Origin of the sequence: Gordonia sp. GONU, from assembly GCF_024733855.1 — a bacterium.
In the GTDB taxonomy this organism is placed as follows: Bacteria; Actinomycetota; Actinomycetes; order Mycobacteriales; family Mycobacteriaceae; genus Gordonia; species Gordonia amicalis.
The window spans coordinates 35,290-60,861 of sequence record NZ_JANRHB010000011.1; the positions used below are offsets into that span (position 1 = coordinate 35,290).

The following is a 25,572-nucleotide window of genomic DNA, read 5'->3' on the forward strand; positions in this document are numbered from 1 at the left end:
TCTCGGGCGGGGTGGATTTCAGGGGCGGATTTCAGTGGCGCCGCGTGAGAACGGCCACCACCGTCTGGCCGTCGTCGCCGGACGTCGCGTCGACGACGAACTCCCCCGACCGGCGCCGCCGGGCCACCTCGTCGAACTGTGCGACGTTCATCTCGATGAGCAGCACTCCGTCATCGGACAGCCAGATCTGCGCGTCGACGATCAGCGCATCGACGTGGTCGAGCCCGTCCACGCCTCCGGTGAGGGCACGTCGGGGCTCGTGGTCGCGCGCCTCCGGGGCGAGGAGGCCGAAGGCGTGCTCGGGAACATACGGCGGGACGGCCGCGACCACATCGATGCGTCCCTGCAGCGACGCGGGCATCGCGTCGAAACCGGACCCCTGATGTATCCAGGTGCCACCGGGCAGATTGCGACGGGCATGGACGAGCGCGGCGGCGTCGATGTCAGATGCGTGCACTCTCGCGTCAGCGACCGACGAGGCCACCACCGAGGCGATCGGCGCCACCCCGCAGAACGCCTCCACGACAACAGGTCCCGTCCGCTCATCGGCGGCCCGGACAGCTTCTTCCGCCAGCAACAGCGACCGCTGACGCGGCACGAACACTCCTGGGCCGACACTCAAGCGGTGATCGCCGAACTGCACCCAGCCCAGCAGATGTTCGAGCGGCTCACCCGCGACGCGGCGCCGGACCATCTCGTCGAGCTCGGCCGAGTCACGAGCATGTCGGCGGATCAACCCGGCCTCGTCCTCGGCGAACACGCACCCCGCACGGCGAAGCGCATCCACCAGCGGGTCCTCGACGAGACCCGCCGACCGCGCGTGTCCGTCAGGAAGGGGTGGCGTCATCCTTCCTCAGACCGTACAAGAACGACGCCGTCATCAGCAGGGCCACCTGCAGGAATCCGAAGATGAGGCCGACGATGGCGCCGGCGCCGAGGTCGAGGAACGGCGGCATGATCAACGCCGACGCGAACAGTGCCAGCCACCCGGCGAGCGCGATCACAGCGAGGAAGGGCAGCACCTTCCGGTATCGCGGTACCAGGACGAGCGTCGTCGCGACCCCCACCGCCCCGAGCAGGATGAAGAACTTGCCCGGGTTCAGCACGATCTCGTAGGAGAAGAAGGCCGGGATGCCGCCCTGTCCTTCCTCGAAGTCGCGACCCCACCGGTCGAGTTCCTGCTCGGCTCCCACCGACACCGACACCCAGCTGACGAAACCCATGAAGTAGGTGACGACGCCGGCGACCGCCGCGGCGAGGGCGAAGATCACCGACAGATCGGGCCGCGGCCCCATCCGTTGTGGACCCATGCCGGGTGAGGGACCCCAGCCACCGGTCGGGTACTGGTTCTGCGGTCCCGGAGGACCCCACTGCTGCCCGGGGACCCCACCGGTGGGCGGGCCGCCCTGGAACTGGGTGGTCTCGCCTGGGTTGCCGGGGGTTCCACCGGACGGCGGCGGTCCCTGTGGGGCCTGCGACCACTGACCGCCCTGATGCCGGTTGGGATCGCCTGCATTCACGGTGCACTCCTCGCCGACGGCTGGTCGATCGATCGCGCACGCGGCGTCGCGACCTGAGCGCCCAGACTAGATCGGTCGGCCCCCGGACGCACTCCCTCCGCCGAGGATTCATTCGACCGGTCGCGAAGTGGCTTCGACACGGCTCCTCGCTCCGCTCGGTGCCGGCTCAACCAGCAGCAAAACCACCACACCCCACCCCACACGGCGCCGGCTCAACCAGCAGCAAAACCACCACACCCCATACGGCGCCGGCTCAACCAGCAGCAAAACCAGCACACCCCACCCCACACGGTGCCGGCTCAACCAGCAGCAAAACCAGCACACCCCACCCCACACGGTGCCGGCTCAACCAGCAGCAAAACCAGCACACCCCACCCCACACGGTGCCGGCTCAACCAGCAGCAAAACCACCACACCCCACCCCACACGGCGCCGGCTCAACCAGCAGCAAAACCAGCACACCCCATACGGCGCCGATTCAATCAGCAGAAAACGCTCACCGTCGCAGTTCCGACTTGGCGATCGTGCGGAGATGCACCTCGTCGGGACCGTCGAAGATGCGCATCGCGCGGTGCCATCCGTACATCGCGGCCAGTGGCACGTCGTCGCTGACGCCCGCGCCCCCGTGGACCTGGATCGCACGGTCGATGACCTCGAGCGCCACCCGCGGCACCGACACCTTGGCTGCCGAGACGTACGGTGCGGCAGCCTTGTTGCCGAGTTCGTCGATCGTCTTGGCGGCCAGTTGGCACAGCAGGCGCGCCTGGTCGATCGCGATGCGCGACTCGGCGATCTGCTGCTGGACGACGCCCTGCTCGGCCAACGGCTTACCGAAGGCGACGCGCCCCTTCGACCGCTGGACCAGGTGGTGCAGGGCTCGTTCGGCGGCGCCGAGCGCCCGCATGCAGTGGTGGATGCGACCCGGCCCGAGTCGCGCCTGCGCCATGGCGAATCCGGCGCCCTCCTCACCGAGCAGGTACTCGACGGGGACACGGACGTTCTCGTACACGACCTCGACGTGGCCGTGCTGGTCGTGACGACCGAACACCGGCACGTCGCGCACCACGGTGACTCCCGGGGTGTCGATCGGGACCAGCACCATCGACTGCTGCCGATGGGTTGCGGCCTCGGGATCGGTCTTACCCATCACGATGAGCAGCTTGCAGCGCGGGTCGGCCGCGCCACTCGTCCACCACTTCCGGCCGTTGATGACGTAGGAGTCGCCGTCGCGATCGATGCTGGTCTCGATGTTCGTCGCGTCGGAACTCGCGACGTCCTTCTCGGTCATCGAGAACGCCGACCGGATCGTGCCGTCGAGGAGCGGCTCGAGCCACGTCTTCTTCTGCTCGTCGGTGCCGAACAGGTGCAGCAGCTCCATGTTGCCGGTGTCGGGCGCCTGACCGTTGATCGCCTCGGGAGCCAGATGCAGACTCCAGCCGGTGATCTCGGCCAGACCGGCGTAGTCGAGCTGGCTGATCCCGGATTCCGACGGCAGGAACAGATTCCACAGCCCACGCGCCCGTGCCTTCTGCTTCAGCTCTTCGACGACCGCCGGGACGTCGTGGTCGTCGGGGCCGGCGACACCACGCTCGTGTTCATAGCGCTCCTCCGCCGGGAAGACGTCGGAGTGCATGAACGCGATGAGTTCATCCCGCAGTTCGAGCGCCTTCGCCGACGGCCGGAGGTCGAGGGTCTCGGCCGGAGTGCGGACGGTCAGATCCGGACGAATCACTGTGACACCGTCCGGAGTTCGCGACGCAGCAGCTTGCCGGTGGCCGTCTTGGGGATGTCGGCCATCACCACGACCTCACGCGGGTACTTGTACGCCGCCATCCGCGTCTTGCAGTGCTCGATCAGCTCCTCCGGCGTGGCGTCGGTGCCGGGTCGCAGACTCACGAACGCCTTCACGGTCTCGCCGCGGTAGGAGTCCGGCACACCGATGACGGCCGCCTCCCGAACCGACGGGTGCTCGTACAGAACGTCTTCGACCTCGCGAGGCCACACCTTGAAACCGCTGGTGTTGATCTGGTCCTTCTTGCGGTCGACGATGTAGAACCATCCGTCGGCGTCCATGTATCCGACGTCGCCGGTGTGCAGTGTGCCGTTCGGGATGCCCTTGGCGGTGGCCTCCGGCTTGTTCCAGTAGCCGGCGACCACCTGTGGTCCACTGGTCACCAGCTCGCCGACCTCGCCGGCAGGCAGGTCGTTGCCCTGCTCGTCGATGATCCGGACGATCGTGTCGTAGACGGGAACTCCCACCGAGGTGGCGCCGGTCTCCTCGTCGGCCGGGGCCGTGACCCCGAACGGAACCGCATGCGACGGCGAGGTGGTCTCGGTCAGGCCGTACACGTTGTGGATGTAGTGCCCGAACCGTTCCTGGAACTCCGCGATCGTGCTCGGCGGGATCGGCGCCCCGCCGGAGTAGATCTTCGACAGGCTCGCCAGCGACGCCGGGTCGACGTCCGGCACGTTCATCAGCGCGATGAACACCGTGATCGAGCCGACCGTGAAGGTCGCCTTCTCCCGCGCGATCGTCGCGATGGTGTCCGCCGGATCCATTCGATACATCAGGACCAGCGGCGCACCGGTCAGCTCGGCGAGTGCGATGTGCGCGATGAGACCGGTGATGTGGAAGAGCGGTGCCACACCGAGGATCACGTCATCGGCATCGACGCCGACCCAGTCGCGGTAGGTCTGCGCGTTGAAGACCACGTTGCGATGAGTGGTCATCGCGCCCTTGGGCGGCCCGGTGGTTCCCGACGTGTAGGTCAGGAACGCAACGCTGTCGCCGGTCAGGTCGGCCTTCGGCGGCCGCTGACCGCGGTACTTCGCCAGCATCGACGCCAGGTCCACCGTGTCCGGGCACTCGATCTTCTCGACCCCGGTCAGGGTTCCGCTGTTCGCGCTCTGGTACTCCAGCTCCGAAGTGGTGATCACGGTCCGCACCGCGGTCTTGTTGTCGCGCAGTGCTTCCTGCGCGACATCGCGGTACAGCTGCTGCATCGCGACCAGCACGGTCGCGCCGGAATCGACGAGGATCTCGGCGAGTTCGCGACTGCGGTACATCGGGTTGGCCGAGACCGCGATACCGCCGGCCTTCCAGATGCCGAGTTGCGCGATGACGAACTGCGGGATGTTCTGGGCATAGACCACTGCACGGTCGCCCGGAGTGAACCCGAGATCCAGGATGCCGACGGCGAACGCGTCGGTGAGCTCGTCGAGCTCACCGGCCGTGATCGATCCGTCGAAGTAGCGGATCAGGTCGGCTTCCGGGTTGCGCGCGACCGTGGCCGCGAACATGTCCAGCGCGGTGTCGAATTCGATGGTCCGCGGCGCGAGATCCTGCTCGCGGTAGTGGCGCAGCCACACCTTCTCGTCGTAGACACTCATGTCTGACGTTCCTCTTTCAGCGAATGACTCAGGTTGTTGCTCAACGGATGACGACGGGGTTCACCGGTGCGCCGGTGCCGCTGACGACCTTGAGCGGAGCCGCGACGTAGAGGAAGCTCCAGCGGTTGTCGGCCGCGCACGCCTCGGCGAGTTCCTCGAGCCAGACGATCTCGGTGAACACGACACCCAGGTTGCGCATGAGGGCGTTGTGAAGAGGAAGTGCCACACCGGATTCCGGATCGGTGGTGACCTCGTTGGCGATGGTGTCGGTGACCAGGTTCGGGATCTCCTTGTCCTGGAACCACTGCACCAGCTCACGGGAGTAGGTCAGGCCGGGCTCACAGAACCCGTCGTAGAACTCCTCCGGATTGTTCAGCTCGTACCAGTAGGTCAGCCATCCGGTGCGGATGATCAGGACATCGTGCGGCTCGATGGTGACACCCTGTGCGGCCGCGGCTGCTTCGAGATCGTTGTGGTCGAAGGTCTCCCCCTTCTCCAGGTACTTCTTGCCGCGGTAGCGGGCCATGTCGATCAGCACGCCGCGACCGACGACTCCCTTCTCGGCGATCGGCAGGACGGACGCCTTGTCCAGCGCGTCGACGGTGCTGCGGGCGTCGTAGCCGTTGTAGAGCTTGCCGTCGTACCAGACGTGACCGAGGGCGTCGTACTGCGTGGAGCCCTGCAGGAAGATGTTCGCGGTGTCGTCGGCGTAGTGCAGACCACCGGGGAACTGCGGCGCGCCCTCGCCGTCCCACGACGACTCGTCGAGGATGTTGGTGCGGTTGATGCCCTCGCGGCCCGGCCACAGCGGGTCGCCGGGGCTCTCCTTGCGGCCCATCTCGATCTGCAGGGTGAAGGTCTCACCCGACTTGATGTGCCCGACACCGCGCAGCACCTCGCTCGCGTCGAGGTAGTTCAGCGCGCCCACCTCGTCGTCGGGTCCCCACTTGCCCCAGTTCGACGGGGTGTCGGCACCCAGCAGGTCTCCCATGGACGGCGCAGCGATCTCGGTCATCTCATCTCCTTTGATTCGAACCTGAGCGGAACCGGGGGTTCCGGGTCGCGAACTGAAAGTTGTGGACTGAACTTTTCGAGCGCTCGCTCGGGAAGTTCATTGTGACGAGCATCGCACCCGATCGCAGCGCCGTCAAGAGGCCAAACCCGTGATGTCTCAGGGTTTGTCAGGGAAGAGAGGGAAAGCCCAGTACAGACGGTGAGTTCAGAAGAACTGAACATTCGCCAGCCGGGGGTGTCTCCCGGCATGCACGATGACGACCTACGACACTAGGGGCCGGAGTGGAAGCCCACCATGTCGAGCGCGAGACTCGCGTACTGACGGGCGATACGACGGCCCTGCACCGCGTCGGCGTCGTCGGTCCAGGTCGGGACGGCCATGCACATCGTGACGATGGCCTTGGTCGCCACCGACAGGTCCCCGGACCGGAACGAACCGAGGTCGGCGGCGCGTCGAGCCGTATCGAGGAGGCGCCCCTCGATCTGTGCCATCGACGCCTGCAGGTGTGTCCGATTGGGTTCCTCGAGGCGGCGCAGCTCGGTCGCCAGGACCAGTGCCAGCGCGCGACGCTCGACGTGGAACAGGGTCAGCGCCTCCACCATGTTCGCGAACGCAGTCACCGCGTCGACGCCCTCACCGGCCGCGTCGAGGCGTTGTGCCAGGTCAGCGTGTGCAATGTTGACCAGTGCCACGAGCAGGTGCTGTTTGCTCGGGTAGTGGTGGTAGATGCCGGCGACGCTGATGTCGGCTCCGGCGGCGATCAGTCGCATCGTCGCGCCGTGGTAGCCGAGTTCCTCGAAGACGTCGATGGCCGACTCCAGCACCGGGTCGAGCGCCAGCGGTGTGAACACACGCCAGTCCGCCGGGTCTCCCTCGGGGGCGGTGTTCGCCGATCCCGGTGGCTCGAGGAAACGGGCGACGGGCACGTCCAGGCACTGCGCGATCTCGCGCAGGCGGTCGACGGTGAGCCCGACCTTGCCGTTCTCGATGGCACTCATCGTCCCGACGCTCACCCCGATACCGGCCGCCAGTCCGCGCAGCGTCACGCCCGCCTGCTTGCGCAGCTCGCGCACGGCGGCGCCGCTGTCGGTCACCGGTTGTTCGACCACGCTGAACAGCTTATGGGGAGCCGCCTGTTTTTCGTAGACTCGTCTCGTGGTCCACAACCTGTCGCTTCCCGCGCGTCGCGCCGAACGCACCTACGCATGAACGCCTACGAGAGCCGTCCCTGGCTGGCCCACTACCCGTCCGGACTGTCCGAGCATCTCGATGTCGAATTCGGGTCCCCGCTCGACATGTTCGACGCGGCCCTCGCGGCGGCGCCGGACGGTCCGGCGATCCGCTACTTCGGCGCGACACTCAGCTGGGCCGACCTCGACGCCGCATCCGACGCCCTCGCCCACGCTCTGCAGGCACACGGTTTCGCGGCCGGCGACCGGCTGGGCATCGCCGTGCAGAACGGACCGTCGATCGCCCTCGGGCTTCTCGCGGCCTGGAAGACGGGTGGCGTCGCCGCGCTCATCAGTCCGATGTACAAGCGTTCCGAGTTCCGTAGGGCGCTGGACGATTTCACGCCGAGCGCGCTGCTCGTCCTCGACAACGTGCATGCGGAGGTGGCCGATGAGATCGCGGGGACCGGGTCCATCGGACTCGTCATCACCGTCTCCCCGCTCGACTTCGCCGGCAACGACGATCTCCGGCGCGTGTTCGAGGTGTCCCGGGTACCGGCCGCCGCCGGGACCGTCGAACTCCTCGACCTGATCGCCACGGGTTCGCGTGAGGTGAGTCGGCATGTGCCCGCACCGGACGACGTCGCCGTACTGGCTCCGACGTCGGGTACCACCGGCCCACCCAAGGGCGCCAAGCTGATGCACCGCAATCTCGCGTTCAGCGCGCAGGCATATCGCGACTGGACCGGCCTGAAGTCCGGTGAACCGATCCTGTGCATGTCGCCGGTCTTCCACGTCACCGGACTGGTGGGCTCGGTGATGCTGGCGCTGTCCCTGCGATCGCCACTCATCCTCACCCACCGTTTCGACGCCGGTCTGGTCCTCGACGCCGTGCGCGTCTGGCGCCCGGCCTTCTCCGTCGCCGCGATCACCGCGTACATCGCGCTCGCCGATCACCCCGACGCGTCGCCCGAGGCGTTCAGCTCACTCCGACTCCGCTATTCGGGTGGCGCACCGGTACCACCCGAGGTCGCCGAACGGGTCGCCGAACGCCTCGGCGGGATGATCCACAACGTATACGGCCAGACCGAGTCGACGTCGCCGACGCACATGGTCCCGCCCGGCGTCCTCGCGCCGGTCGACCCCGAAACCGGTGCTCTCTCGGTGGGTCTGCCGATCTTCGACACGACGGCCCGGGTCGTCGACGAGAACGGGGACCCGGTGCCACCGGGGACGTTCGGTGAGATCGTCACGGCCGGACCACAGATCGCCGCCGGCTACTGGGGTCAGGTGGACGATGGCGGCTCGGCACTGATGAACGGCGAGATGCGCACCGGCGACGTGGGATTCATGGACGCCGACGGTTGGTTCTACGTCATCGACCGCAGCAACGACCTGATCAACGCGTCCGGGTACAAGATCTGGCCGTTCGAGATAGAACAGGTGCTGCAATCACACCCGGCGGTACGCGAGACGGCGGTGGTCGGGATCCCCGACGACTACCGTGGCGAGTCGACGCGTGCCTATGTCGCCCTGCAACCGGGCGCGGAGGTCAGCGCGACCGAACTCATCGAGTTCTGCCGCAAACGGATGGCCGCATACAAGTATCCGCGCGAGATCGAGATCGTCGGCGCTCTCCCGCGCAGCGCGACCGGCAAGGTGTTGCGCCGCGAGCTCCGCTGATCAGACCCGGCAGCCGAGCGCGGCCAAGGCCATCGCGGTGAGCAGACGCCGCAGTTGCGTCTCGTCGTAGTCGGGCAACCGCGGTGAGGAGTTCAGCAGGCCGAACGTCGCGTGCACGCGGACGCGGGCCTCGGCCCGGTCCATGGTGCGGCCCTCCCCCTCGTAGACGGCGATCACGACGTCGACCCAGCGTTCGACATATCGGCGCTGCAGCAGTCGGACCCGGTGATTGGCCTCGGGTGTCGTCGACGACAGATCCCGGTCCTGGACCACGATCAGGTCGGGTTTCGTGACGAGCACGTCGATGTGAAAACCGATGAGCGCCAACAACGTCTGGGACGGCGGTCCACCGCGGTCGACGACCTCGGCGCCCCCGTCGTGCAGCCGTTGACTGATGTCGACGAGCATCTCGTCCAGTAGTTCGGTCTTGGACGAGAAGTGCCGGTACATGGCGGGCCCGCTCACCCCGACCGCGCGCCCGATGTCCTCGAGACGCACCCCGGCGAATCCGCGTTCGGCCATCTGCCGGGCCGCCGCGGTGAGCAGCTCGGCGCGGCGGGCCGCCTTGGCCTGGGTGCGACGCGTCGGCGGGCGGGGGTCGTCCCCCGCCTCGACCGGTGGTGTGTCACTCGTGGCGGACATGGTGATCCGCACTCTACTCACCAGCCGTCGATGTGAAGCACCGAGTCGAGGGGCTTGCGCGGAGCCGGCTTGAAGTCGGTGCCCGTGTAGTAGGCCACCGGCAGCAGGACGCCCTGGTGGATGCCCGCCGGGATGCCGAGCAATTCGGCGATCTCCTTTTCGTGGGCGAGGTGCAGCGTGGTCCACGCCGAGCCCAGGCCGCGGGCACGCAGGGCCAGCTGCAGGCTCCAGGCGCCGGGCAGCAGCGAACCCCAGACGCCGGCCTGGTTGCCCTCGGGCAGGTCACCGCCGGTGTAGATGGCACCAATGACCAGCACCGGAACCTGACCCATCGTGTCGGCGAGGTATTGCGCGCTCGACGCGACCCGCTTGCCGGTCTCGTCGCGCGGCTGCTGGGCGGCGTAGTAGTGGGAGAAGGACTGCGCGTAGTAGTCGGCGACCTTCTGCTTGAGCTCAGGGTCGGTGAGCACGATCCAGTGCCAGGTCTGGCTGTTGCTCCCGGTCGGCGCCTGCAATGCGACCTCGAGGGCCTCCTTGACCACGTCGAGGGGGACGGGGCGGTCGTAGTCGAGGCGTTTGCGCACCGATCGCGTCGTCGTGAGCAGCTGGTCGGGATCCAGGGGCAGGAGTTCGGTCATGTCCCCCATCTTCCACACGATGGGCAACGGGCACCACCGGCCGTGGTCACCCACGCCGCCATCCGGTGCGCGTCGCTGTTCACGCGATGGCCGATCCCAGTGCAGCCCCGGCCACAAGGGCGGGTATCGAGATGATGGCTCCGGCACCCGCCGCGAGGAGGCCGGTTCCGACGCGTCGAACGGTACGCGTACCTCGAACCGGCGTCGCGCTCAGCGCGACGAGTGCTGTACCCACGAGTGGTGGCGTGACGATCAACCACACCGCTTCCCGCGGGGCCAATCCGGTGTAGGGCAAGGACATAAGGAACAGACCGATCACCACCGCGCAGAATGATTCCGGTCCGAACCAGTCCTCACGTCGATACCTCGTCGACGGGTTCGTCACCACAGTGTCACCAACGCGACATACGCGACCACCACACTCGCGGCCAAGACACCCAGAGCTGCTCCCGCACACCTCGGCGTTCGGCGCCACCATAGGCCGACAGCGATCGCCAGAAGGACCACCCCTGCAATGCCTATCACCACTCCCAGTGACGACGACCACTCCGGATTCAGTCGGTCCGTGACCCCGGCCAGAATCATGAAGACGAAAATGGCGAATACCACCGAGACCGGTACGGCCACGGTGGCTGCCTGCCAAAACCTGGAATCCGCCAGTAGCGCACGATGCTTCATCGGCCGCGACACTATCGCACCATGACAACGGTGGGGGGATTGTCCGGGTCTCCGAGGTTCGTCGGTCTGTTCCGTTCCCAGTCCGGGTCGTCGAAGTCGGCCTTGAAGGGGTCCATCATCGCTCGGCCCCCGCCGACCTCGTGGTAGCCCGGCAGGTTGAACAACGGCCCCACTGCACTGCCGGAGTCGGCCGCGTCGATCAGCATGGGGCGGCTCTGTCCGGCCGAATTGTCCTGGTAGATCTCGACCGACGGATAATCGGTGATCTCACCACCGGCAATGATCCGAGCAGTGCCGGGGTTTCCGCTGGTCGGTTGAAGGACAAGCGAGCCGTTGACGGTGTGGCCGGTGACCGAGGAGCCGGGCGGCGCGAACGGGTTGACCGCGTCGTACTGAATCATGACCGATCCATCGGGTCGCTGCTGTGCCTGAACCTCAGGCTCACCGACCCGAACCTCTCCACTCGTGTCGACCGAGGGATTCTGCCTCGTGACGATCAGGCCATTCTCATAGTCCACGTACATGACGACACGGGCATGCTCCGGGTCGAAGTTCGGAACCTCTGCCCGATCGTCCCCCAGGTCGTAGTGCGGAGCATTGAACACCTCGGCCGCTGGTATGTACAGTGCTGCGCGTACAACACCTTGCCCGGGCACCGGTTCGATGCGCGCGACCTTTATTCCGGGTCCCACGCCTTGGTATTTCGGGTCGTAACTGTTGGGATTCAGCGCCTCGGCGGTCTTCCAATCGACCGGGCCGGATGGTTCGCGCCCGAATACCTCCTCGAAGGCAGCCGCGGAGGCACGCATGCGTTCAGGATCTGCGCGCGGACTGTGACGTTTGGAGTCCATGATCACCGCGAGCGCAGACGTCAGTGCTTCCTCTGGCGCCATGGTCGCGAGAGTCTGATTCGCCTCGGCGACCTCGGCACCCCAGGTGGCGTCGGCGCCAACGAGAGACGACACCAATCCGCCGAGTCGAGCCAGCTGCAGTCCTGCTTCGGAACTCCAGTCATCGACGCCTTCGACGACCCATGAATCAGTGAGTGTGACAGGGGGAATCACGTAGTTCTGAATGATCGAACGAATCTCGGCAACAGGATGCGACATCGCACCATGAGCGCCGGCCGCCGCGGCTGAGAGCGCGTCGTAGCCGGACGCCACCGCGCCGATCTGCTCTCGTTCTCGTTCGGCCCGGTCTTCAGCAGCTTGTCGCCCACCGCCTGTCCAGGCCAGATCATAGATCGTGTCTCGCATTGTCTTTGACGTTCCGACCATTGCATCGGCGATCGCAGCGGCCCGTGTGGACAACTCTCGCAGGGAGTCGACGTTCCAACTCAGAACGTCACTGGGAGTGGCCACACTCACCTACCGCTTGTCGCGGAGTTGATGTCGGGAACACCCGCGATGCGAGCTGCGGCCTCCGCGTCAGAGTCGCTGTAGGTGTCCGCCGACAGCGACAGGAGACTCGCGAACTGGTCATACCTCGCCTTGACCACCTGCTTGGCGCGGGTACTCACCGTATTCGACTCACCGAGTGCAGATCCCACACTGCTCCCCACCAGTTGCGCCGCAACTTCGGCGGCGCCCAGGAAGGGAGCCGAATCGACCTCTCCAGAAAGCTGAGCCAGCGTCCCCGACGCCACTCTCAGGCTGTCCGGATCCACTTCAACCGACAAGACAATCCCCTTCCCACACCCCCGATTCGGAAGAATATACCGCGGGACGTATCGGCACCGTCGCAGCAGTCCACATCCGACCGAGGCTGCCTAATCCAACACCCCGTGCTCGCGGAGGTGAGCAAGCAACCCGCGCGTCAGCGGGAGGTCGGTCAGGTCTCGGGCGGTGAACCATCCGGCGTCAGCGGCGTCGTCTCCGGCACACAGTGTCCCGGAGACGATCCGCGCGGAGAAGTCATGGACTTCGAACACGACGTCGTCGGGGCCGGGGATGTCGACCGTCCACAGCAACTCCCCGACATCGATGTGAAATCCGGTTTCCTCCAACATCTCCCGGACGACGGCGGCTTCGATCGACTCACCGGGCTCGACCTTCCCACCCGGGACCGTCCACTTCCCGGCCTGCGGCGGGTTCCGCCGCTTTATGAGCAGGACCCGACCCTCGTCGTCGGTGAGCACCGCTCCGACCGCGACGATGCGCCTGGTCATCGCACGTCCGCCGCGGGTACCCGGGCGCGCGCTCGCGGATCCGGCGTCGGCGAACTCGCGAGATACCGGCCGATCGCCTCGCGGATCCCGGCCAGCGCGTCCGCATCGGAGTCGGTGTCGACGATGACGTCGACCATCCCCTGCGCTGCGAGCCGTCCCGCGAGAATGCCCTGGCGAGCGGCCATCTCGTCGGCATGGTCGAGGTCGCGATGGACGATCAGACTCGCTCCTTCCGGTGGTAACGGCGACAGCCACGCGTCGGCACGTGCGACGCGCAGGTCCGCCGGAAACAGCGCCAGCGCCGCACCGCCGGCGCCCTGGCCTAGCATCACCGAGACGGTCGGCACCGGAACCTTGATCAATTCGACTGTGCAGCGGGCGATCTGGGCGGCCAGTCCACCTTCCTCGGCGATCACCGACAACTCCGCGCCCGGGGTGTCAATGACGGTGACGACCGGCAGTCCGAGGTCACCCGCCGCCATGATCGCCCGACGCGCCTCGCGCAGATGCCGGGGACCGGGCAGTTCACCGTTCGCCTGGGACAGCCGGTCGTAGCCGACGACCAGCGCCACGTTGCCGCCGAAACTGCTCAGCGCGAAGCGAAGTGGACCCGCATCGGAGAGCGTCGCCGAGTCACCCCGGGCCAGGAACTCGATGAGCCCCGCCCGCCCCGGCTCACGGGTGGCGAGGACACTCGCCCAGGCGTCTTCGGAATCGACGTCCTGGTCCGGGGTCGGGCGCGGCGCAACGACCGTGTCCGACTGCGTCGGGCTCTCATGCAGCGCCAGCAGCCGCAGCACCGACGACAAACGCCCGGCCAGGGCCTCCGGTTCCACCACATCGTCGACGACCGTTGTGCGGACGAGGTTCTCGGCCGTCTGCACACCGTCGGGGAACGGTTCGCCGTAAAGCCCCTCGTAGACGCGGGGCCCGAGAAACCCGACGAGGGCACCGGGTTGCGCCCAGGTGACGTGGCCGAGGGACCCCCAGGAGGCGAAAACCCCACCGGTCGTGGGATGCCGCAGGTAGACGAGGTACGGGAGCCCGGCCGCCTTGTGCGCGGTGACGGCCCCGGTGATCGCGACCATCTGGAGGAACGCAGCGGTCCCCTCCTGCATGCGGGTGCCGCCCGATGCGGGCAACGCGATCAGCGGCAGCCCTTCCCGGGTGGCCCGGCCGACCGCGTCGACGATTCGTGATCCGGCGTCGCGGCCGATGGACCCACCGAGAAAACCGAACTCGCTGAGGACGATCGCCGCGCGGTGACCGCCGATCAGGCAGGCGCCGGTGATCACCGATTCGTCGGAACCGCTGCGCTCCCGGGCGCGCGCCAGATCGTCGGCGTAGGCACGGTCGTCGCCGTCGGAGGTGACCGCCGGACGGACGATCGAGGTGTCCCACGACTCCCACGACCCGTCGTCGACGATCATGTCCCGTAAGTCCACGGCCGACAGCCGTGCCCGTTCACCCATGCCTCACACCGTATCCCGCTCGCGCATCACGACCCGGGAGAGAAGCGATGAATTCCGCTCACCGCCGGTGTCATACTTCTCGACAGCCCGACCACATCCTCAGGAGCCACCATGGCCGCCACCTTCCGCATCACCCGCTCGATCGTCGTCGACCCCGCGCCCGCCGCGATCCTGCCGTACCTGATCGACTTTCGGCAGTGGGTCCACTGGTCCCCGTGGGAGGGGGTCGATCCCGACCTGCATCGCGAATACTCCGGCGCGGAGTCCGGTGTCGGCGCGAAGTATGCGTGGTCCGGCAACAAGAAGGCCGGGCGCGGCGCCATGGAGATCACCCGCGTCGACGCACCGCGCGAGGTCGAGGTCCGACTCGACTTCGAGAAGCCGATGAAGGCCACCAACACCGTTACCTTCGAACTCGTCCCCCAGGGCGAGGCCACCCGGGTCACCTGGGTGATGGACGGCAAGCAGACCCTGTTCAGCCGCGTCGGCGGCTTGTTCGGCGTCTTCGACAAGATGCTCGGCAAGGACTTCGAGAAGGGCCTGGCACAGCTGAAAGCGGTCAGCGAGAGTAGATGACCCGGGTGCGGAAGACGATGTCGGCGACCGAGCGACGCCGACGGTCGACGATCACCCACGCCAGACCGATGGCGAAGAGCGTGCACAGCAGCGCCCGTAGCACCGCGACCGAGGGCCGGACGCGCACACCCTTGCCGTTGACCACGCGCAGGCCCATCACGACCGAGCCCAGCGTGCGGCCGGACACCTCCCAGCACGTGGCCAGATACAGCACCGAGGTGACCACGAAACCCGTTGTGGTGAAGAACAGATTGACCTCGGGGAAGTCGAAGTCGCTGACCGTGATGACGAACTTCATCAGCGCGAGACCGAGGTAGCACGCACCCAGGATCGTCCAGACCACGAGCAGGTCGAGGAAGGCCGCGATACCGCGACTCACGATCCCCGCGTTCTTGTCCCGGTCCTGCACGGCGTGCGCACGATGCACCACCGGGTGGTCCGGTGTGGGTTCGGCCGTCATCCGCCCGCACCGTCCCGTCCCTGTTCGTCCACGGTCTCGGCGGCACGGCGGCGCAGGAAGCGGTTGACCGCGTTGGCGACCGCGTCGTCGGCGCGTTCACTGGTGCTCCGGACGTCGGTCATCACATCGGCGGTGACCGAGGTGCTGGCCTCCCGGATGATGTCGGGAAGGTCGACGCCGTCGATGATCTCCTCAGCCAGTCCGACGAGATCGACGCGGTCGAGGACGGCGTCGATGTCGATTCGCGCGGCTATCGCGTCGAGGTCGATCTTGGTCGCCACCGCATCGAGATCCACCAGGTCGATGGCCTTCATCAGATCCACCTGCGCGACAGCACGATCGAGGTCGACGGTCTCGATCACCGCGTCGAGATCGATGACCGCGAGGACCTCGGCGATGAGCCGGCGCAGGTCGACGTTGCGCAACACGAGATCGGTCAGGTCGACCTCCTCGGTGAGGACCCCGACGACCTCGCGGATGACCGCACCGAGAATCGTCCGCGTCGTCGTGGCGACCCACACGCTGGTGTCGCCGACGAACTGCTGCGCCCTGGTACGTACCGCACCGATGACCCCGCCCGCGACGGGCAGACGCTCGGCGACGTCGACGACGACACCGGCGAAATGCAGCGACTCCCTCATCAATTCGGATGTCGCACCGCCCCGCGGCTCTGGGTTCACCGCCGAATTATCGCACGCAGGGATCGGCGCGGACCGTCGCAATCGTGTCACGTCGAGGGCGTGTAACGGCGCCGCTTCAGGATCGATATGGAGCTCGAGGCCCGTCGAGACAAGTGCGCGTCATGATGATGAGTGGCCCTATGAGAGGTTAGTTCGACGATGCCCGAATCCGTCCCACGCTCGACACCGCCGGCTCGATGGCTGATCGCGGCCGGCCCCGTCGCGGCCTTCGCACTCGCCGCCGCCGGCTGCGGGCTCACCGAACCGGTGGCCGCGACACCACCGACGCCCGAGACGACCTCGGCCGTCGCGACCACCGAGGAGCCACTGCCGGCCCCGTCGGCCGTGATCACCGTGGCCTCGGTACCGGCCGCGGACAACGCCCTCGAGACGCTGAACACCCTGGCCGTCAAGGGACGCGCACCCAAGACCGGGTACGACCGCGACCTGTTCGGGCAGGCCTGGTCCGATGACGTCACCGTCGACGGCGGACACAATGGTTGCGACACCCGCAACGACATCCTGCGCCGCGACCTGACCGACATCACCCTCAAGCCGGGGTCCAACGGATGTGCCGTTCTGTCGGGCACGCTCGATGACCCGTACACCGGCATGACGATCCGGTTCGTCCGCGGCCAGGACACGTCCTCGGCGGTCCAGATCGATCACGTCGTCGCGCTCTCCGACGCGTGGCAGAAAGGTGCGCAACAACTCTCCCCGCAGCAGCGCGCCGACTTCGCCAACGATCCACGCAACCTACAGGCCGTCGACGGTCCGACGAACCAGAAGAAGGGGGACGGCGACGCCGCCACCTGGCTGCCGCCCGAGAAGGGCTACCGGTGTACCTACGTGTCCCGGCAGGTCGAGGTGAAGGCCGCCTACCGGCTCTGGGTGACCCAGGCCGAGAAGGACGCGATCACCCGCGTGCTGGTCGGCTGCGGGGCAACCGTTCCAGCTCCAGCACCGGCGCCGGCCACCACCGAACGCACCGAGACGCGCACCTCCACCGCGACCCCTCTCCCCGAGGCGACCTACACACCGCCGCGGCTTTACGCCCCCGAGGCACCCACCCCCGACGCGCCCTCGACGTACTACGCGAACTGCTCGGCGGCACGAGCGGCGGGGGCCGCCCCGCTCTACGCCGGACAGCCCGGCTACCGCGCCAAGCTCGACCGCGACGGCGACGGCGTCGCCTGCGAGTAGTAACCCGATCTGAGCGCACGAAAAAACCCGAGCGGGGATGACTCCCGCTCGGGTTCTTCGTGTCGAGACGACTTACAGGGCCTCGTAGAGCTCCCGTGCCAGCGCGGCGGTCTCGGACGGCGTCTTGCCGACCTTCACGCCCGCGGCCTCGAGGGCCTCCTTCTTCGCCTGTGCGGTGCCGGAGCTACCGGACACGATCGCACCGGCGTGACCCATGGTCTTGCCCTCCGGCGCGGTGAAGCCCGCGACGTAGCCGACGACCGGCTTGGAGACGTTGGCCTTGATGTAGTCGGCGGCACGCTCTTCGGCGTCGCCACCGATCTCGCCGATCATCACGATCAGCTTGGTCTCGGGATCCTTCTCGAACGCCTCGATGGCGTCGATGTGGGTGGTGCCGATGACCGGGTCGCCGCCGATACCGATGGCGGTGGAGAAGCCGAGGTCGCGCAGCTCGTACATCATCTGGTAGGTCAGCGTGCCCGACTTGGAGACCAGACCGATCGGTCCCTTGCCGGTGATGTTGTTCGGCGTGATGCCGACCAGCGCCTCACCCGGGGTGATGATGCCGGGACAGTTCGGGCCGATGATGCGGGTCTTGGCACCCTTCTCCACGTTGTAGGCCCACGCGTAGGCGCTGTCCTGCACCGGGATGCCCTCGGTGATGACGACCAGCAGCGGGATCTCCGCGTCGATCGCCTCGATGATGGCGTCCTTGGAGAACTTCGGCGGCACGAAGGCGATCGAGGTGTCGGCCCCGGTCTCCTTGATGGCCTCTTCGACGGAGGCGAACACCGGCAGTTCGATGTTGTTGCCGTCGGCGTCGACGTGCGACACCGTGGTGCCGGCCTTGCGCGCGTTGACGCCGCCGACGACGTTGGTGCCGGCCTTGAGCATCAGAGCGGTGTGCTTGGTGCCCTCACCGCCGGTGATGCCCTGGACGATGACCTTGTTGTCTTTGTTCAGAAAGATCGACATTTTCCGGGCTCCCTTACTTGCTCGCCAGCTCGGCGGCCTTGTCGGCGCCCGAGTCCATGGTTTCGGCGAGCGTGACCAGCGGGTGGTTCGCATCGGCCAGGATCTTGCGGCCCTCGTCGACCTTGTTGCCGTCGAGGCGGACGACGAGAGGCTTGTTGGCCTCCGAACCCAGCTTCTCGAGAGCTCCGACGATGCCGTTGGCGACCGCGTCGCAGGCGGTGATGCCGCCGAAGACGTTCACGAAGACGCTCTTGACCTGCTCGTCGTTGAGAATGACGTCCAGGCCGGCAGCCATGACCTCTGCGGAGGCACCGCCACCGATGTCGAGGAAGTTGGCCGGCTTCACACCGTTGTGCTTCTCACCGGCGTAGGCGACGACGTCGAGGGTCGACATGACCAGACCCGCACCGTTGCCGATGATGCCGACCTCACCGTCGAGCTTGACGTAGTTGAGGTCGTTCTCCTTGGCCTTGAGCTCCAGGGGATCGGTGGCGTCGCGGTCCTCGAACTCCTCGTGGCCGGGCTGACGGAAGTCGGCGTTGTCGTCGAGGGTGACCTTGCCGTCGAGGGCCAGGATCTGATCGTCAGGGGTGCGGACGAGGGGGTTGACCTCGACGAGGAGAGCGTCTTCCTTGACGAAGACCTCCCACAGCTTCGCGATGGTGACCGCGGCTGCGTCGAGGACCTCGGCAGGCAGGTGGCCCTGCTCGGCGATGGAACGGGCGGTCTCCAGGTCGACACCCTTCACGGCGTCGACGGCGACCTTGGCGAGGCGCTCGGGCTTGGTTGCGGCGACCTCTTCGATCTCCATGCCGCCCTCGACCGAGCACATGGCCAGGTAGGTGCGGTTGGCACGATCGAGGAGGAAAGAGATGTAGTACTCCTCCGCGATGTCACTGGCCTCGGCGACCAGCAACTTCTTGACGATGTGACCCTTGATGTCGAGACCAAGGATGTTGGAGGCGTGGGACTGCGCGTCGTCCGGGGTCGCGGCGTACTTCACGCCGCCGGCCTTGCCACGTCCGCCGGTCTTGACCTGCGCCTTGATCATCACAGGCTTGCCGATTTCCTCGGCGATCGCCCGCGCGTCGGCGGCATCATCGGTCACCCGACCGGGTGTGGTGGGAACCCCGTGCTTGGCGAACAGTTCCTTCGCCTGGTATTCGAAGAGATCCATTCAGCTCACCATCTCGTAGATTTGCCCGCTTAAGGGTGTAACGCGGGCCATATCGGACTTTAAACCCGTACTGGATCGCCCTTTCGCGCGCACCCTGCCCTTGTGCGACAGATCACTCGCTCGGTCCGAACTTACTCTCGGGTACGTCGCGATACGTCTCACCTGGCACATTTGCCGTCCTCCAGACCCGACGAGGCGCGTCTCTCGCACAAGGTGTTGAATCGATCGCGGCGACGACGCCGGCGAGCCGCCTCATACAGGTCGGCAAACCAGCGATTTGACGATCTGACGAAGTTGGAAAAGTCTTGTGACTCAGCTCACAAATTTCCGATTAGCGGCTTTCTAGGGTTGGACTTGCCGCAATCATTTCGTTACCGTCGGCTTCGGAGATTGGTCACAAAAGGATTACGGACGATGATTTCGGATCCGCGGCAGCGAAGAGATGAGGTGGACGATTTGGCGGGACCCGGAGTCTCACGCGGATCGAGCCGCGTCCGATCGGGCGGGTTGGTCGAGGACATCAGAGCAGAAGAGATGACCACCATCATCCCCGTCGTCGACGACGACACGGACTACGACCTCAGCGACTACGACTTCGGTTACGACACCTCCGACTCGTCTTCCTCCGCCACCCGGACAGCGTCCGAGGAGACCACCTGGACGCCCTCGTCCTGGAAGGGCTACTACCGCCCGACCCACTCGGAGATCACTCAGGACATCCTGATCCCCGAGCACGAGTTCGATCAGTACGAGCACGACGAGCCGTTCGACGTCGATGGCGCCGAACTGGACATCCTCATCGATGACGAGTCCGACACGGACTCCGCACTCCGCCCGTTCCGCACGAACCCGGCCGGCCAGCGCGTCCGTCGTGGCGGCAAGCATCGCATCGCGGCACCGCCGAACGCCCTCAAGGGCGGTCGCGCCGCTCTGATCGCCATGGCAGCGGGCGCAGCCGTCGCCGCCGTCTCTCAGGTCGGTGCCACCGAGGACGCGCCCGCCACGGCACCGGTGAACGCAGCAGCGGTCAACGACGCCGCCGCCCCCGTCGACCTCGGTCCGGGAGTCGCCACGGCATCGCCGGTGACCGACCAGATGAACGTCTTCACCGGTCAGCTCGGCGTCGGCGCCAAGATGGCCGCCGACGAGGCGCAGCGCGAGGCCCTGGCCCGTCGCCCGCTCTTCGCCTCGCCGATCCCGCTCGGCAAGTACGACTTCACCTCCGCCTTCGCGATGCGCTGGGGCACCATGCACGGCGGCATCGACATGGCCGCCCCGCTCGGGACGCCCATCCACGCGGCGACCGACGGCGTCGTCATCAAGGCCGAACCTGCCTCCGGATACGGCCACTGGGTCCAGATCCGCGCCGACGACGGCACGGTCACCATGTACGGCCACATGTCCTCGTCGGGCGTCCTCGTCAGCGAAGGCCAGCACGTCACCGCGGGCGATGTCATCGCGCTCGTCGGCAACGAGGGCTTCTCGTTCGGCCCGCACCTCCACTTCGAGGTGTGGAAGAACGGCAACACCAAGATCGACCCGATGCCGTGGCTCGCCGCGAAGGGCGTCAAGCTCTCCGCCTACACCGGCTAGTTTTCTCCGACAGCGACCCGTCTGAGGCGGCACGCCAGTCTCGCTCCCTCAGTAGCGATAGCGCACGCCAGTCTCGCTCCCTCAGTAGCGATAGCGCACGCCCGTTCACGCTCCCTCAGTAGCGATAGCGCACGCCCGTTCACGCTCCCTCAGTAGCGATAGCGCACGCCCACTCTCGCTCCCTGAGGTGCGATAGCGCACGCCCACTCTCGCTCCCTGAGGTGCGAGGAGCGTAAGCGACGAGCCTCGAAGGGCGCCGCACTACTTCCTAGAGCTTCTCCCCCGGGATTCCGCCCGCGGTCAGCAGGGTGACGCGTCCGGCGCTGCCGCCGTAGTCGATGGTGACGCGTTCGGTGGCGCCACTCCCCTCCTTGGCCACGACCTTGCCCATGCCGTACTTGGGATGGTTGTGCCGATCGCCGATGTCGAAGTGCACCTGCTTGTTCCGTCCGCGCGCGGGGTCGGAGGAGTACGACGACCGGCCGCGACCGAACGACGAACCACCCGAACCCGAGCCCGAGAACGAGCCGTCGCGACCGAACACCCCGCCCGACGACCCGCCGAAGCCACGCGCCGAACGACGCGGCTCGGTGCGTCGCCAGTCGATCAGATGCTGCGGGATCTCTTGCAGGAAACGGGATTCCGGATTCGATACCGGCTGTCCCCACGATGCGCGGGTCACCGACCTGGTCAGATACAGACGCTGCTTGGCACGCGTGATGCCGACGTAGGCGAGACGACGCTCCTCACTCAGTTCGGCCGGGTCGCCGAGAGCGCGCATGTGCGGGAAATGCCCGTCCTCCCAACCGGTCACGAACACGACCGGGAACTCGAGACCCTTCGCGGTGTGCAGCGTCATCATCGTGACGACGCCGTCACCCTCGTCGGGCACCTGGTCGGCGTCGGCGACCAGCGAGACACGTTCGAGGAACGCTGCGAGAGAACCGGGTTCCGGCTCGCCCTCGCGATCGCTCTCGATGGACGGGTCCTCGTCGGCCTCCAGGTCGATCTGGGCGGCGTCGGCACTGAATTCCCGTGCGACGGCGACGAGTTCGTTGATGTTGTCGAACCGTGCGCCGTCCTGGGGATCATTCGACGCCTCCAGCTCGGCACGGTAACCGGTTCGTTCGACGATGGCGTCGACGAGTTCACCGATGTCGGCGGACTCCTCGGTGGCGTCGAGGAAGGCGGTGTCGGCGTCGTCGGTGTCGGAGTCACCGAAATGTGTGAGGAAATCGGCGCGCAGACCCTCGATGAGTTCGACGAAGCCACCGATCTGCTTGACCGCGCGCGTGTTCAGCAACGCGACCTTGCCCTCGGAGGCGTCGATCAGCGACTCGTAGAAGCTCCGTCCGGTGTTCTCCGAATGCACGGCGACACAGGCCTCGGCGCGATCGCCGATGCCGCGACGGGGGGTGTTGAGAATGCGCCTCAGGCTCACCGAGTCATCCGGGTTGGCGATCACCCTCAGGTAGGCGACCACGTCCCGGACTTCCTTGCGCTCATAGAACTTGGTGCCGCCGACCACCTTGTACGGGATGCCGTGGCGGACGAACACCTCCTCGATCGCACGTGAGCCGGTGTTGGTGCGGTAGAAGACCGCGATGTCGGAGTACTTGTGGCTCGAACTGCCGCCGATCGAGTAGTCGGTGAGTTCCTCGATCTCCTTGGCGATGAACGTCGACTCCTCGCGATCGGAGTCGGCGACGTAGCCGACGATGAGTTCGCCGTCGCCGGAGTCGGTCCACAGCTTCTTCTCGCGGCGGTTGGTGTTGCGCGCGATGACCGCGTTCGCGGCCGACAGGATGGTCTGCGTCGAGCGGTAGTTCTGTTCGAGCAGAACGGTTTCGGCGTTGGTGAAGTCGCGCTCGAACTCTTCGATGTTGCGGATCGTGGCACCGCGGAAGGCGTAGATCGACTGGTCGGCGTCACCCACGACGCACAGCTCCGACGGTTCGAGTCCGCTCGCCGTGGTCTGCTCGCCCACCAGTTCGCGGATGAGTACGTACTGGGCGTGGTTGGTGTCCTGGTACTCGTCGACGAGGACGTGGCGGAACCGGCGCCGGTAGTATTCGGCCACCTGCGGGTGCCGCTGCAGCAGCGCGACGGTCTCGCCGATGAGATCGTCGAAGTCGAACGCATTCGCCGCCCGCAGCCGGCGCTGGTACTCCGCGAAGATGCGGGCGATCGTCGCCGCGGCGAGGTCGTCCTCGTTCACCGCGGCCGCCGCCTCGTCGGGCGAGATCAGCTCGTTCTTGAAGTTCGAGATGGCCACCGAGACGCCGCGCGGACTGAACTTCTTCGGGTCCAGATCGAGGTCGCGGATGATCATGCCCAGCAACCGCTTCGAGTCGTCGGCGTCGTAGATGGAGAAGTTGGAGTTCATCGACTCCAGCAGCCCCGACTGTGCCCGCAGGATGCGAACGCACGTCGAGTGGAAGGTCGACACCCACATGTAGGCCGCCCGCGGGCCGACGAGGTCGATCACCCGCTCGCGCATCTCGGCGGCGGCCTTGTTGGTGAAGGTGATGGCCAGGATCTGCCCGGGCGTGACGTCGCGCGCCGCCAGCAGGTAGGCGACTCGGCGGGTCAGCACCGAGGTCTTGCCCGACCCGGCACCCGCCACGATCAGCAGCGGTGAGCCCGCGTGGAGCACCGCGGCGCGCTGCTGTGGATTGAGGCCCTCGAGCAGGCGTGCGACACGGTCGTCGGCGGCAGCCGTCCCCGAGGAGGAGGAAGACGTACGACCGGCGAGGAGAGGGGCAGAAGAAGAGCTGTTCATCGGTAGTCCAGGCTACCCGCCCGCACCGACACCTCTCCGCAGGCCATGTGCCCGAATGCCCGTCGTCCGATCGCTCGACCGCCCCGTGCGTTGACACCCGTGACGCCTGTTCCCGCGGCTACGATGACCCGGTATCACTGGCTCGGGGCGCCCGTCGATGCGGATCCATGCCTCGTCGACCGAAAGAGGCGACCATGAAGAGACCGTCCATCGCCCCCGCCGCCATCGTGATGGTCGTCGGAGCACTGGCACTCGCCGTGGCCCTGATCCTGTCGTTCGTGCCGTTCAGCAGTGCGGGCACGGTCGAACCCACGGCCGCGTTCCGCGCCCAGAAGAGCCTCGACGAGGTGCTCTTCAAGATGGCGACGAGCCCCGCGGCCAAGTACACCGGCAAGGTCGCCTACAAATACGAGGACGCCCGCGGCGAGGGCACGGTCGAGTTCAGCGACCTCATCGTGACGACGTCGAACACCGCCGAGGGCACGGTGTCGCTCGGATCCGAGCAGGGCGAGTACCGCCAGATCAGCAACAACCCCTTCATCAGCGCGCCGAACGCCCTGTGGAACGAGCTGCTCGTCGCCGACGAGAAGCTGAACCTCGACATGGCGCCCCTGGACAACAAGTGGGCGTCGACCCGCTTCACCAGCCTCCCGCGCTTCGGCACCATCCTCGGCCCGGACAACCTCGCCGGCGACATCGGCAACGTGGAATCCGATTCCGAACCGCAGCTCGGCGCCGAGCTCCCCACCCCGAACAAGGGCACGCCCGACGCCCGCCGGTGGCCGACGAGCGACCCACCCATCGAGTTCATCGGCGACAACAAGGTGAAGATCGGCGGCTGGGAGGTCACCTTCGACCCGGAGACCAAGAACGTCACCAACGTCAAGGGTCAGTCCAAGCAGGGCTCGGCGACCTACGACATCGACACCTCGGTGAGCCTGCAGCCCGCCGACCAGGCCCAGAAGGTGTTCGCCAATCAGCGCGCCCTCGTCGGCGATCTGCTGTCGGCGCCGGCGCCGGGCCTGTGGGCCAAGCAGCCGGTCGTCACCCCGCGACTGGTCGGCGAGTGCACCACCGTGGCCTGCGCCTACGACTTCTCCGTCTCCGGCATCCCGTGGGCCGACGACGTCACGGGTCACTTCAACTACGGCATGACCCTGAACTTCGCCGTCGGCGGCCGTCCCCCGGGCGCACTGGGCGGCGAGTGCAAGCCGGTCGTGCGCGTCGACTTCGGCCGCACCGCCACGACGCGATGCACCGCGACCAACCTGCCGGCGAACTCGTCGATCGGCCCGCGTTCGGCATACACCTACCTGGCGTTCCTCGACACCACCGAGGCCGACCTCAACAAGCTCATCGACGACAACGAGAAGCAGACCAACACCGAGGTCGTCTACGTCCGCACCGGGAACAAGAGCCCCGAGCAGGCGCGCTACGGCGCCGGCATCACCGGCCTGCCCAGCTACTACGCGGTGAAGCGCGGTGAGTATCTCTTCGACGGCATCGGCACCGACGGCAACCTGCACGTCACCTTCGGCCCCGGTTACAAAGAGCACATCAGTGCCGGCAGCTTCGACCCGAGCTGGGAGGGGACCGCGGTCCTCAAGAAGCAGATCGGCGAGCAGGTTAAGGCCGCAGGGGACGTGAAGGTCGTCTACTTCGTCAACGAACCGGAGACCGCGTCGGCGCTGCGTTCGCTGATCGACTCCGAGGGACAGACCGACAACGTCACCGCCTACTTCTACGAGTAGG

General features: G+C 66.8%; 23 protein-coding genes. 5 read left to right on the top strand and 18 right to left on the bottom strand.

What is annotated here, in order from left to right:
- Positions 1–31: 31 nt before the first annotated feature.
- From NWF34_RS12530 to NWF34_RS12555, 6 genes are all read right to left on the bottom strand, one after another.
- A complete protein-coding gene (locus NWF34_RS12530) occupies positions 32–847 on the bottom strand; it encodes an SAM-dependent methyltransferase (RefSeq protein WP_258325184.1) in 816 nt (271 codons plus the stop codon).
- Positions 828–1,520 (bottom strand): DUF5336 domain-containing protein, encoded by a 693-nt coding sequence (locus tag NWF34_RS12535; RefSeq protein ID WP_258325185.1) that lies wholly within the window; start codon positions 1,518–1,520, stop codon positions 828–830. The genes NWF34_RS12530 and NWF34_RS12535 overlap by 20 nt, the downstream gene beginning before the upstream one ends.
- Before the next feature lie 496 nt (positions 1,521–2,016).
- Positions 2,017–3,252: an acyl-CoA dehydrogenase family protein gene (locus NWF34_RS12540; protein ID WP_258325186.1), complete on the bottom strand. Its 1,236-nt coding sequence runs from the start codon at positions 3,250–3,252 to the stop codon at positions 2,017–2,019.
- Positions 3,249–4,910 carry a class I adenylate-forming enzyme family protein gene (locus NWF34_RS12545; RefSeq protein WP_258325187.1) on the bottom strand — a complete coding sequence of 554 codons (1,662 nt, stop codon included), beginning with the start codon at positions 4,908–4,910 and terminating at the stop codon, positions 3,249–3,251. Before NWF34_RS12545 ends, NWF34_RS12540 begins: the two co-directional genes overlap by 4 nt.
- Before the next feature lie 40 nt (positions 4,911–4,950).
- On the bottom strand, positions 4,951–5,925 hold the full coding sequence (locus NWF34_RS12550) for a cyclase family protein (protein WP_006436147.1): 975 nt from the start codon (positions 5,923–5,925) through the stop codon (positions 4,951–4,953).
- A 269-nt stretch (positions 5,926–6,194) separates the two neighbouring features.
- Positions 6,195–7,034, bottom strand: a complete 840-nt coding sequence (locus NWF34_RS12555; protein WP_258325188.1) for a TetR family transcriptional regulator — start codon at positions 7,032–7,034, stop codon at positions 6,195–6,197.
- 96 nt (positions 7,035–7,130) lie between these two features.
- On the opposite strand from NWF34_RS12555, the gene NWF34_RS12560 reads away from it, so the two are divergent.
- Entirely contained in the window at positions 7,131–8,777 is a 1,647-nt protein-coding gene (locus NWF34_RS12560; RefSeq protein ID WP_258325189.1) for a class I adenylate-forming enzyme family protein, read from the top strand.
- Here NWF34_RS12560 and NWF34_RS12565 read toward each other — a convergent pair whose 3' ends face one another.
- The 7 genes from NWF34_RS12565 to NWF34_RS12595 all read right to left on the bottom strand — a co-directional run bounded on the left by NWF34_RS12565 (position 8,778) and on the right by NWF34_RS12595 (position 14,374).
- Positions 8,778–9,419 carry a TetR/AcrR family transcriptional regulator gene (locus NWF34_RS12565; RefSeq protein WP_191834825.1) on the bottom strand — a complete coding sequence of 214 codons (642 nt, stop codon included), beginning with the start codon at positions 9,417–9,419 and terminating at the stop codon, positions 8,778–8,780. It abuts the gene before it with no gap.
- A gap of 17 nt (positions 9,420–9,436) precedes the next feature.
- Positions 9,437–10,057 (bottom strand): nitroreductase family protein, encoded by a 621-nt coding sequence (locus NWF34_RS12570; RefSeq protein WP_191834824.1) that lies wholly within the window; start codon positions 10,055–10,057, stop codon positions 9,437–9,439.
- A 79-nt stretch (positions 10,058–10,136) separates the two neighbouring features.
- Positions 10,137–10,442, bottom strand: a complete 306-nt coding sequence (locus tag NWF34_RS12575; protein WP_191834823.1) for a hypothetical protein — start codon at positions 10,440–10,442, stop codon at positions 10,137–10,139.
- Between the two features lie 304 nt (positions 10,443–10,746).
- On the bottom strand, positions 10,747–11,991 hold the full coding sequence (locus tag NWF34_RS12580; RefSeq protein ID WP_258325190.1) for a hypothetical protein: 1,245 nt from the start codon (positions 11,989–11,991) through the stop codon (positions 10,747–10,749).
- 107 nt (positions 11,992–12,098) lie between these two features.
- Positions 12,099–12,413 (bottom strand): type VII secretion target, encoded by a 315-nt coding sequence (locus tag NWF34_RS12585; RefSeq protein WP_258325191.1) that lies wholly within the window; start codon positions 12,411–12,413, stop codon positions 12,099–12,101.
- A 90-nt stretch (positions 12,414–12,503) separates the two neighbouring features.
- Positions 12,504–12,902, bottom strand: a complete 399-nt coding sequence (locus NWF34_RS12590; protein ID WP_258325192.1) for an NUDIX hydrolase — start codon at positions 12,900–12,902, stop codon at positions 12,504–12,506.
- Positions 12,899–14,374, bottom strand: a complete 1,476-nt coding sequence (locus NWF34_RS12595) for a carboxyl transferase domain-containing protein (RefSeq protein ID WP_258325193.1) — start codon at positions 14,372–14,374, stop codon at positions 12,899–12,901. The genes NWF34_RS12590 and NWF34_RS12595 overlap by 4 nt, the downstream gene beginning before the upstream one ends.
- A 111-nt stretch (positions 14,375–14,485) precedes the next feature.
- Between NWF34_RS12595 and NWF34_RS12600 the strand changes: the two genes are divergently transcribed.
- On the top strand, positions 14,486–14,950 hold the full coding sequence (locus NWF34_RS12600) for an SRPBCC family protein (RefSeq protein WP_258325194.1): 465 nt from the start codon (positions 14,486–14,488) through the stop codon (positions 14,948–14,950).
- Here the strand turns inward: NWF34_RS12600 and NWF34_RS12605 are convergent.
- Positions 14,934–15,410, bottom strand: coding sequence for an RDD family protein (locus NWF34_RS12605; protein ID WP_024499978.1), 477 nt, complete (start codon positions 15,408–15,410; stop codon positions 14,934–14,936). The two genes, NWF34_RS12600 and NWF34_RS12605, sit on opposite strands and share 17 nt — an antisense overlap.
- Positions 15,407–16,051 carry a hypothetical protein gene (locus NWF34_RS12610; RefSeq protein WP_258325234.1) on the bottom strand — a complete coding sequence of 215 codons (645 nt, stop codon included), beginning with the start codon at positions 16,049–16,051 and terminating at the stop codon, positions 15,407–15,409. The genes NWF34_RS12605 and NWF34_RS12610 overlap by 4 nt, the downstream gene beginning before the upstream one ends.
- A 198-nt stretch (positions 16,052–16,249) precedes the next feature.
- Between NWF34_RS12610 and NWF34_RS12615 the strand changes: the two genes are divergently transcribed.
- Positions 16,250–17,293: a DUF1524 domain-containing protein gene (locus NWF34_RS12615; RefSeq protein WP_258325195.1), complete on the top strand. Its 1,044-nt coding sequence runs from the start codon at positions 16,250–16,252 to the stop codon at positions 17,291–17,293.
- A gap of 72 nt (positions 17,294–17,365) precedes the next feature.
- Here NWF34_RS12615 and sucD read toward each other — a convergent pair whose 3' ends face one another.
- Positions 17,366–18,268, bottom strand: a complete 903-nt coding sequence (gene sucD, locus NWF34_RS12620) for a succinate--CoA ligase subunit alpha (RefSeq protein WP_006436132.1) — start codon at positions 18,266–18,268, stop codon at positions 17,366–17,368.
- A gap of 13 nt (positions 18,269–18,281) precedes the next feature.
- Positions 18,282–19,445, bottom strand: a complete 1,164-nt coding sequence (gene sucC / locus NWF34_RS12625) for an ADP-forming succinate--CoA ligase subunit beta (protein WP_258325196.1) — start codon at positions 19,443–19,445, stop codon at positions 18,282–18,284.
- A gap of 447 nt (positions 19,446–19,892) precedes the next feature.
- Between sucC and NWF34_RS12630 the strand changes: the two genes are divergently transcribed.
- A complete protein-coding gene (locus NWF34_RS12630) occupies positions 19,893–21,038 on the top strand; it encodes a M23 family metallopeptidase (protein ID WP_258325197.1) in 1,146 nt (381 codons plus the stop codon).
- A 268-nt stretch (positions 21,039–21,306) separates the two neighbouring features.
- Here NWF34_RS12630 and NWF34_RS12635 read toward each other — a convergent pair whose 3' ends face one another.
- Positions 21,307–23,820: a UvrD-helicase domain-containing protein gene (locus NWF34_RS12635; protein WP_258325198.1), complete on the bottom strand. Its 2,514-nt coding sequence runs from the start codon at positions 23,818–23,820 to the stop codon at positions 21,307–21,309.
- Between the two features lie 194 nt (positions 23,821–24,014).
- Here NWF34_RS12635 and NWF34_RS12640 point away from each other — a divergent pair, with 194 nt between their 5' ends.
- Positions 24,015–25,571, top strand: a complete 1,557-nt coding sequence (locus NWF34_RS12640; RefSeq protein WP_258325199.1) for a hypothetical protein — start codon at positions 24,015–24,017, stop codon at positions 25,569–25,571.
- Position 25,572 lies beyond the last annotated feature (1 nt).

Excerpts from the sequence above, each read along its gene's own strand:
- NWF34_RS12550 (WP_006436147.1), bottom strand. The coding sequence starts at position 5,925 with ATGACCGAGATCGCTGCGCCGTCCATGGGAGACCTGCTGGGTGCCGAC.
- NWF34_RS12570 (WP_191834824.1), bottom strand. The coding sequence starts at position 10,057 with ATGACCGAACTCCTGCCCCTGGATCCCGACCAGCTGCTCACGACGACG.
- NWF34_RS12595 (WP_258325193.1), bottom strand. The coding sequence starts at position 14,374 with ATGGGTGAACGGGCACGGCTGTCGGCCGTGGACTTACGGGACATGATC.
- NWF34_RS12610 (WP_258325234.1), bottom strand. The coding sequence starts at position 16,051 with ATGAGGGAGTCGCTGCATTTCGCCGGTGTCGTCGTCGACGTCGCCGAG.
- NWF34_RS12605 (WP_024499978.1), bottom strand. The coding sequence starts at position 15,410 with ATGACGGCCGAACCCACACCGGACCACCCGGTGGTGCATCGTGCGCAC.
- NWF34_RS12615 (WP_258325195.1), top strand. The coding sequence starts at position 16,250 with ATGCCCGAATCCGTCCCACGCTCGACACCGCCGGCTCGATGGCTGATC.
- NWF34_RS12545 (WP_258325187.1), bottom strand. The coding sequence starts at position 4,910 with ATGAGTGTCTACGACGAGAAGGTGTGGCTGCGCCACTACCGCGAGCAG.
- NWF34_RS12635 (WP_258325198.1), bottom strand. The coding sequence starts at position 23,820 with ATGAACAGCTCTTCTTCTGCCCCTCTCCTCGCCGGTCGTACGTCTTCC.
- sucC (WP_258325196.1), bottom strand. The coding sequence starts at position 19,445 with ATGGATCTCTTCGAATACCAGGCGAAGGAACTGTTCGCCAAGCACGGG.
- NWF34_RS12600 (WP_258325194.1), top strand. The coding sequence starts at position 14,486 with ATGGCCGCCACCTTCCGCATCACCCGCTCGATCGTCGTCGACCCCGCG.
- NWF34_RS12590 (WP_258325192.1), bottom strand. The coding sequence starts at position 12,902 with ATGACCAGGCGCATCGTCGCGGTCGGAGCGGTGCTCACCGACGACGAG.
- NWF34_RS12530 (WP_258325184.1), bottom strand. The coding sequence starts at position 847 with ATGACGCCACCCCTTCCTGACGGACACGCGCGGTCGGCGGGTCTCGTC.
- NWF34_RS12560 (WP_258325189.1), top strand. The coding sequence starts at position 7,131 with ATGAACGCCTACGAGAGCCGTCCCTGGCTGGCCCACTACCCGTCCGGA.
- NWF34_RS12640 (WP_258325199.1), top strand. The coding sequence starts at position 24,015 with ATGAAGAGACCGTCCATCGCCCCCGCCGCCATCGTGATGGTCGTCGGA.
- sucD (WP_006436132.1), bottom strand. The coding sequence starts at position 18,268 with ATGTCGATCTTTCTGAACAAAGACAACAAGGTCATCGTCCAGGGCATC.
- NWF34_RS12580 (WP_258325190.1), bottom strand. The coding sequence starts at position 11,991 with ATGCGAGACACGATCTATGATCTGGCCTGGACAGGCGGTGGGCGACAA.
- NWF34_RS12565 (WP_191834825.1), bottom strand. The coding sequence starts at position 9,419 with ATGTCCGCCACGAGTGACACACCACCGGTCGAGGCGGGGGACGACCCC.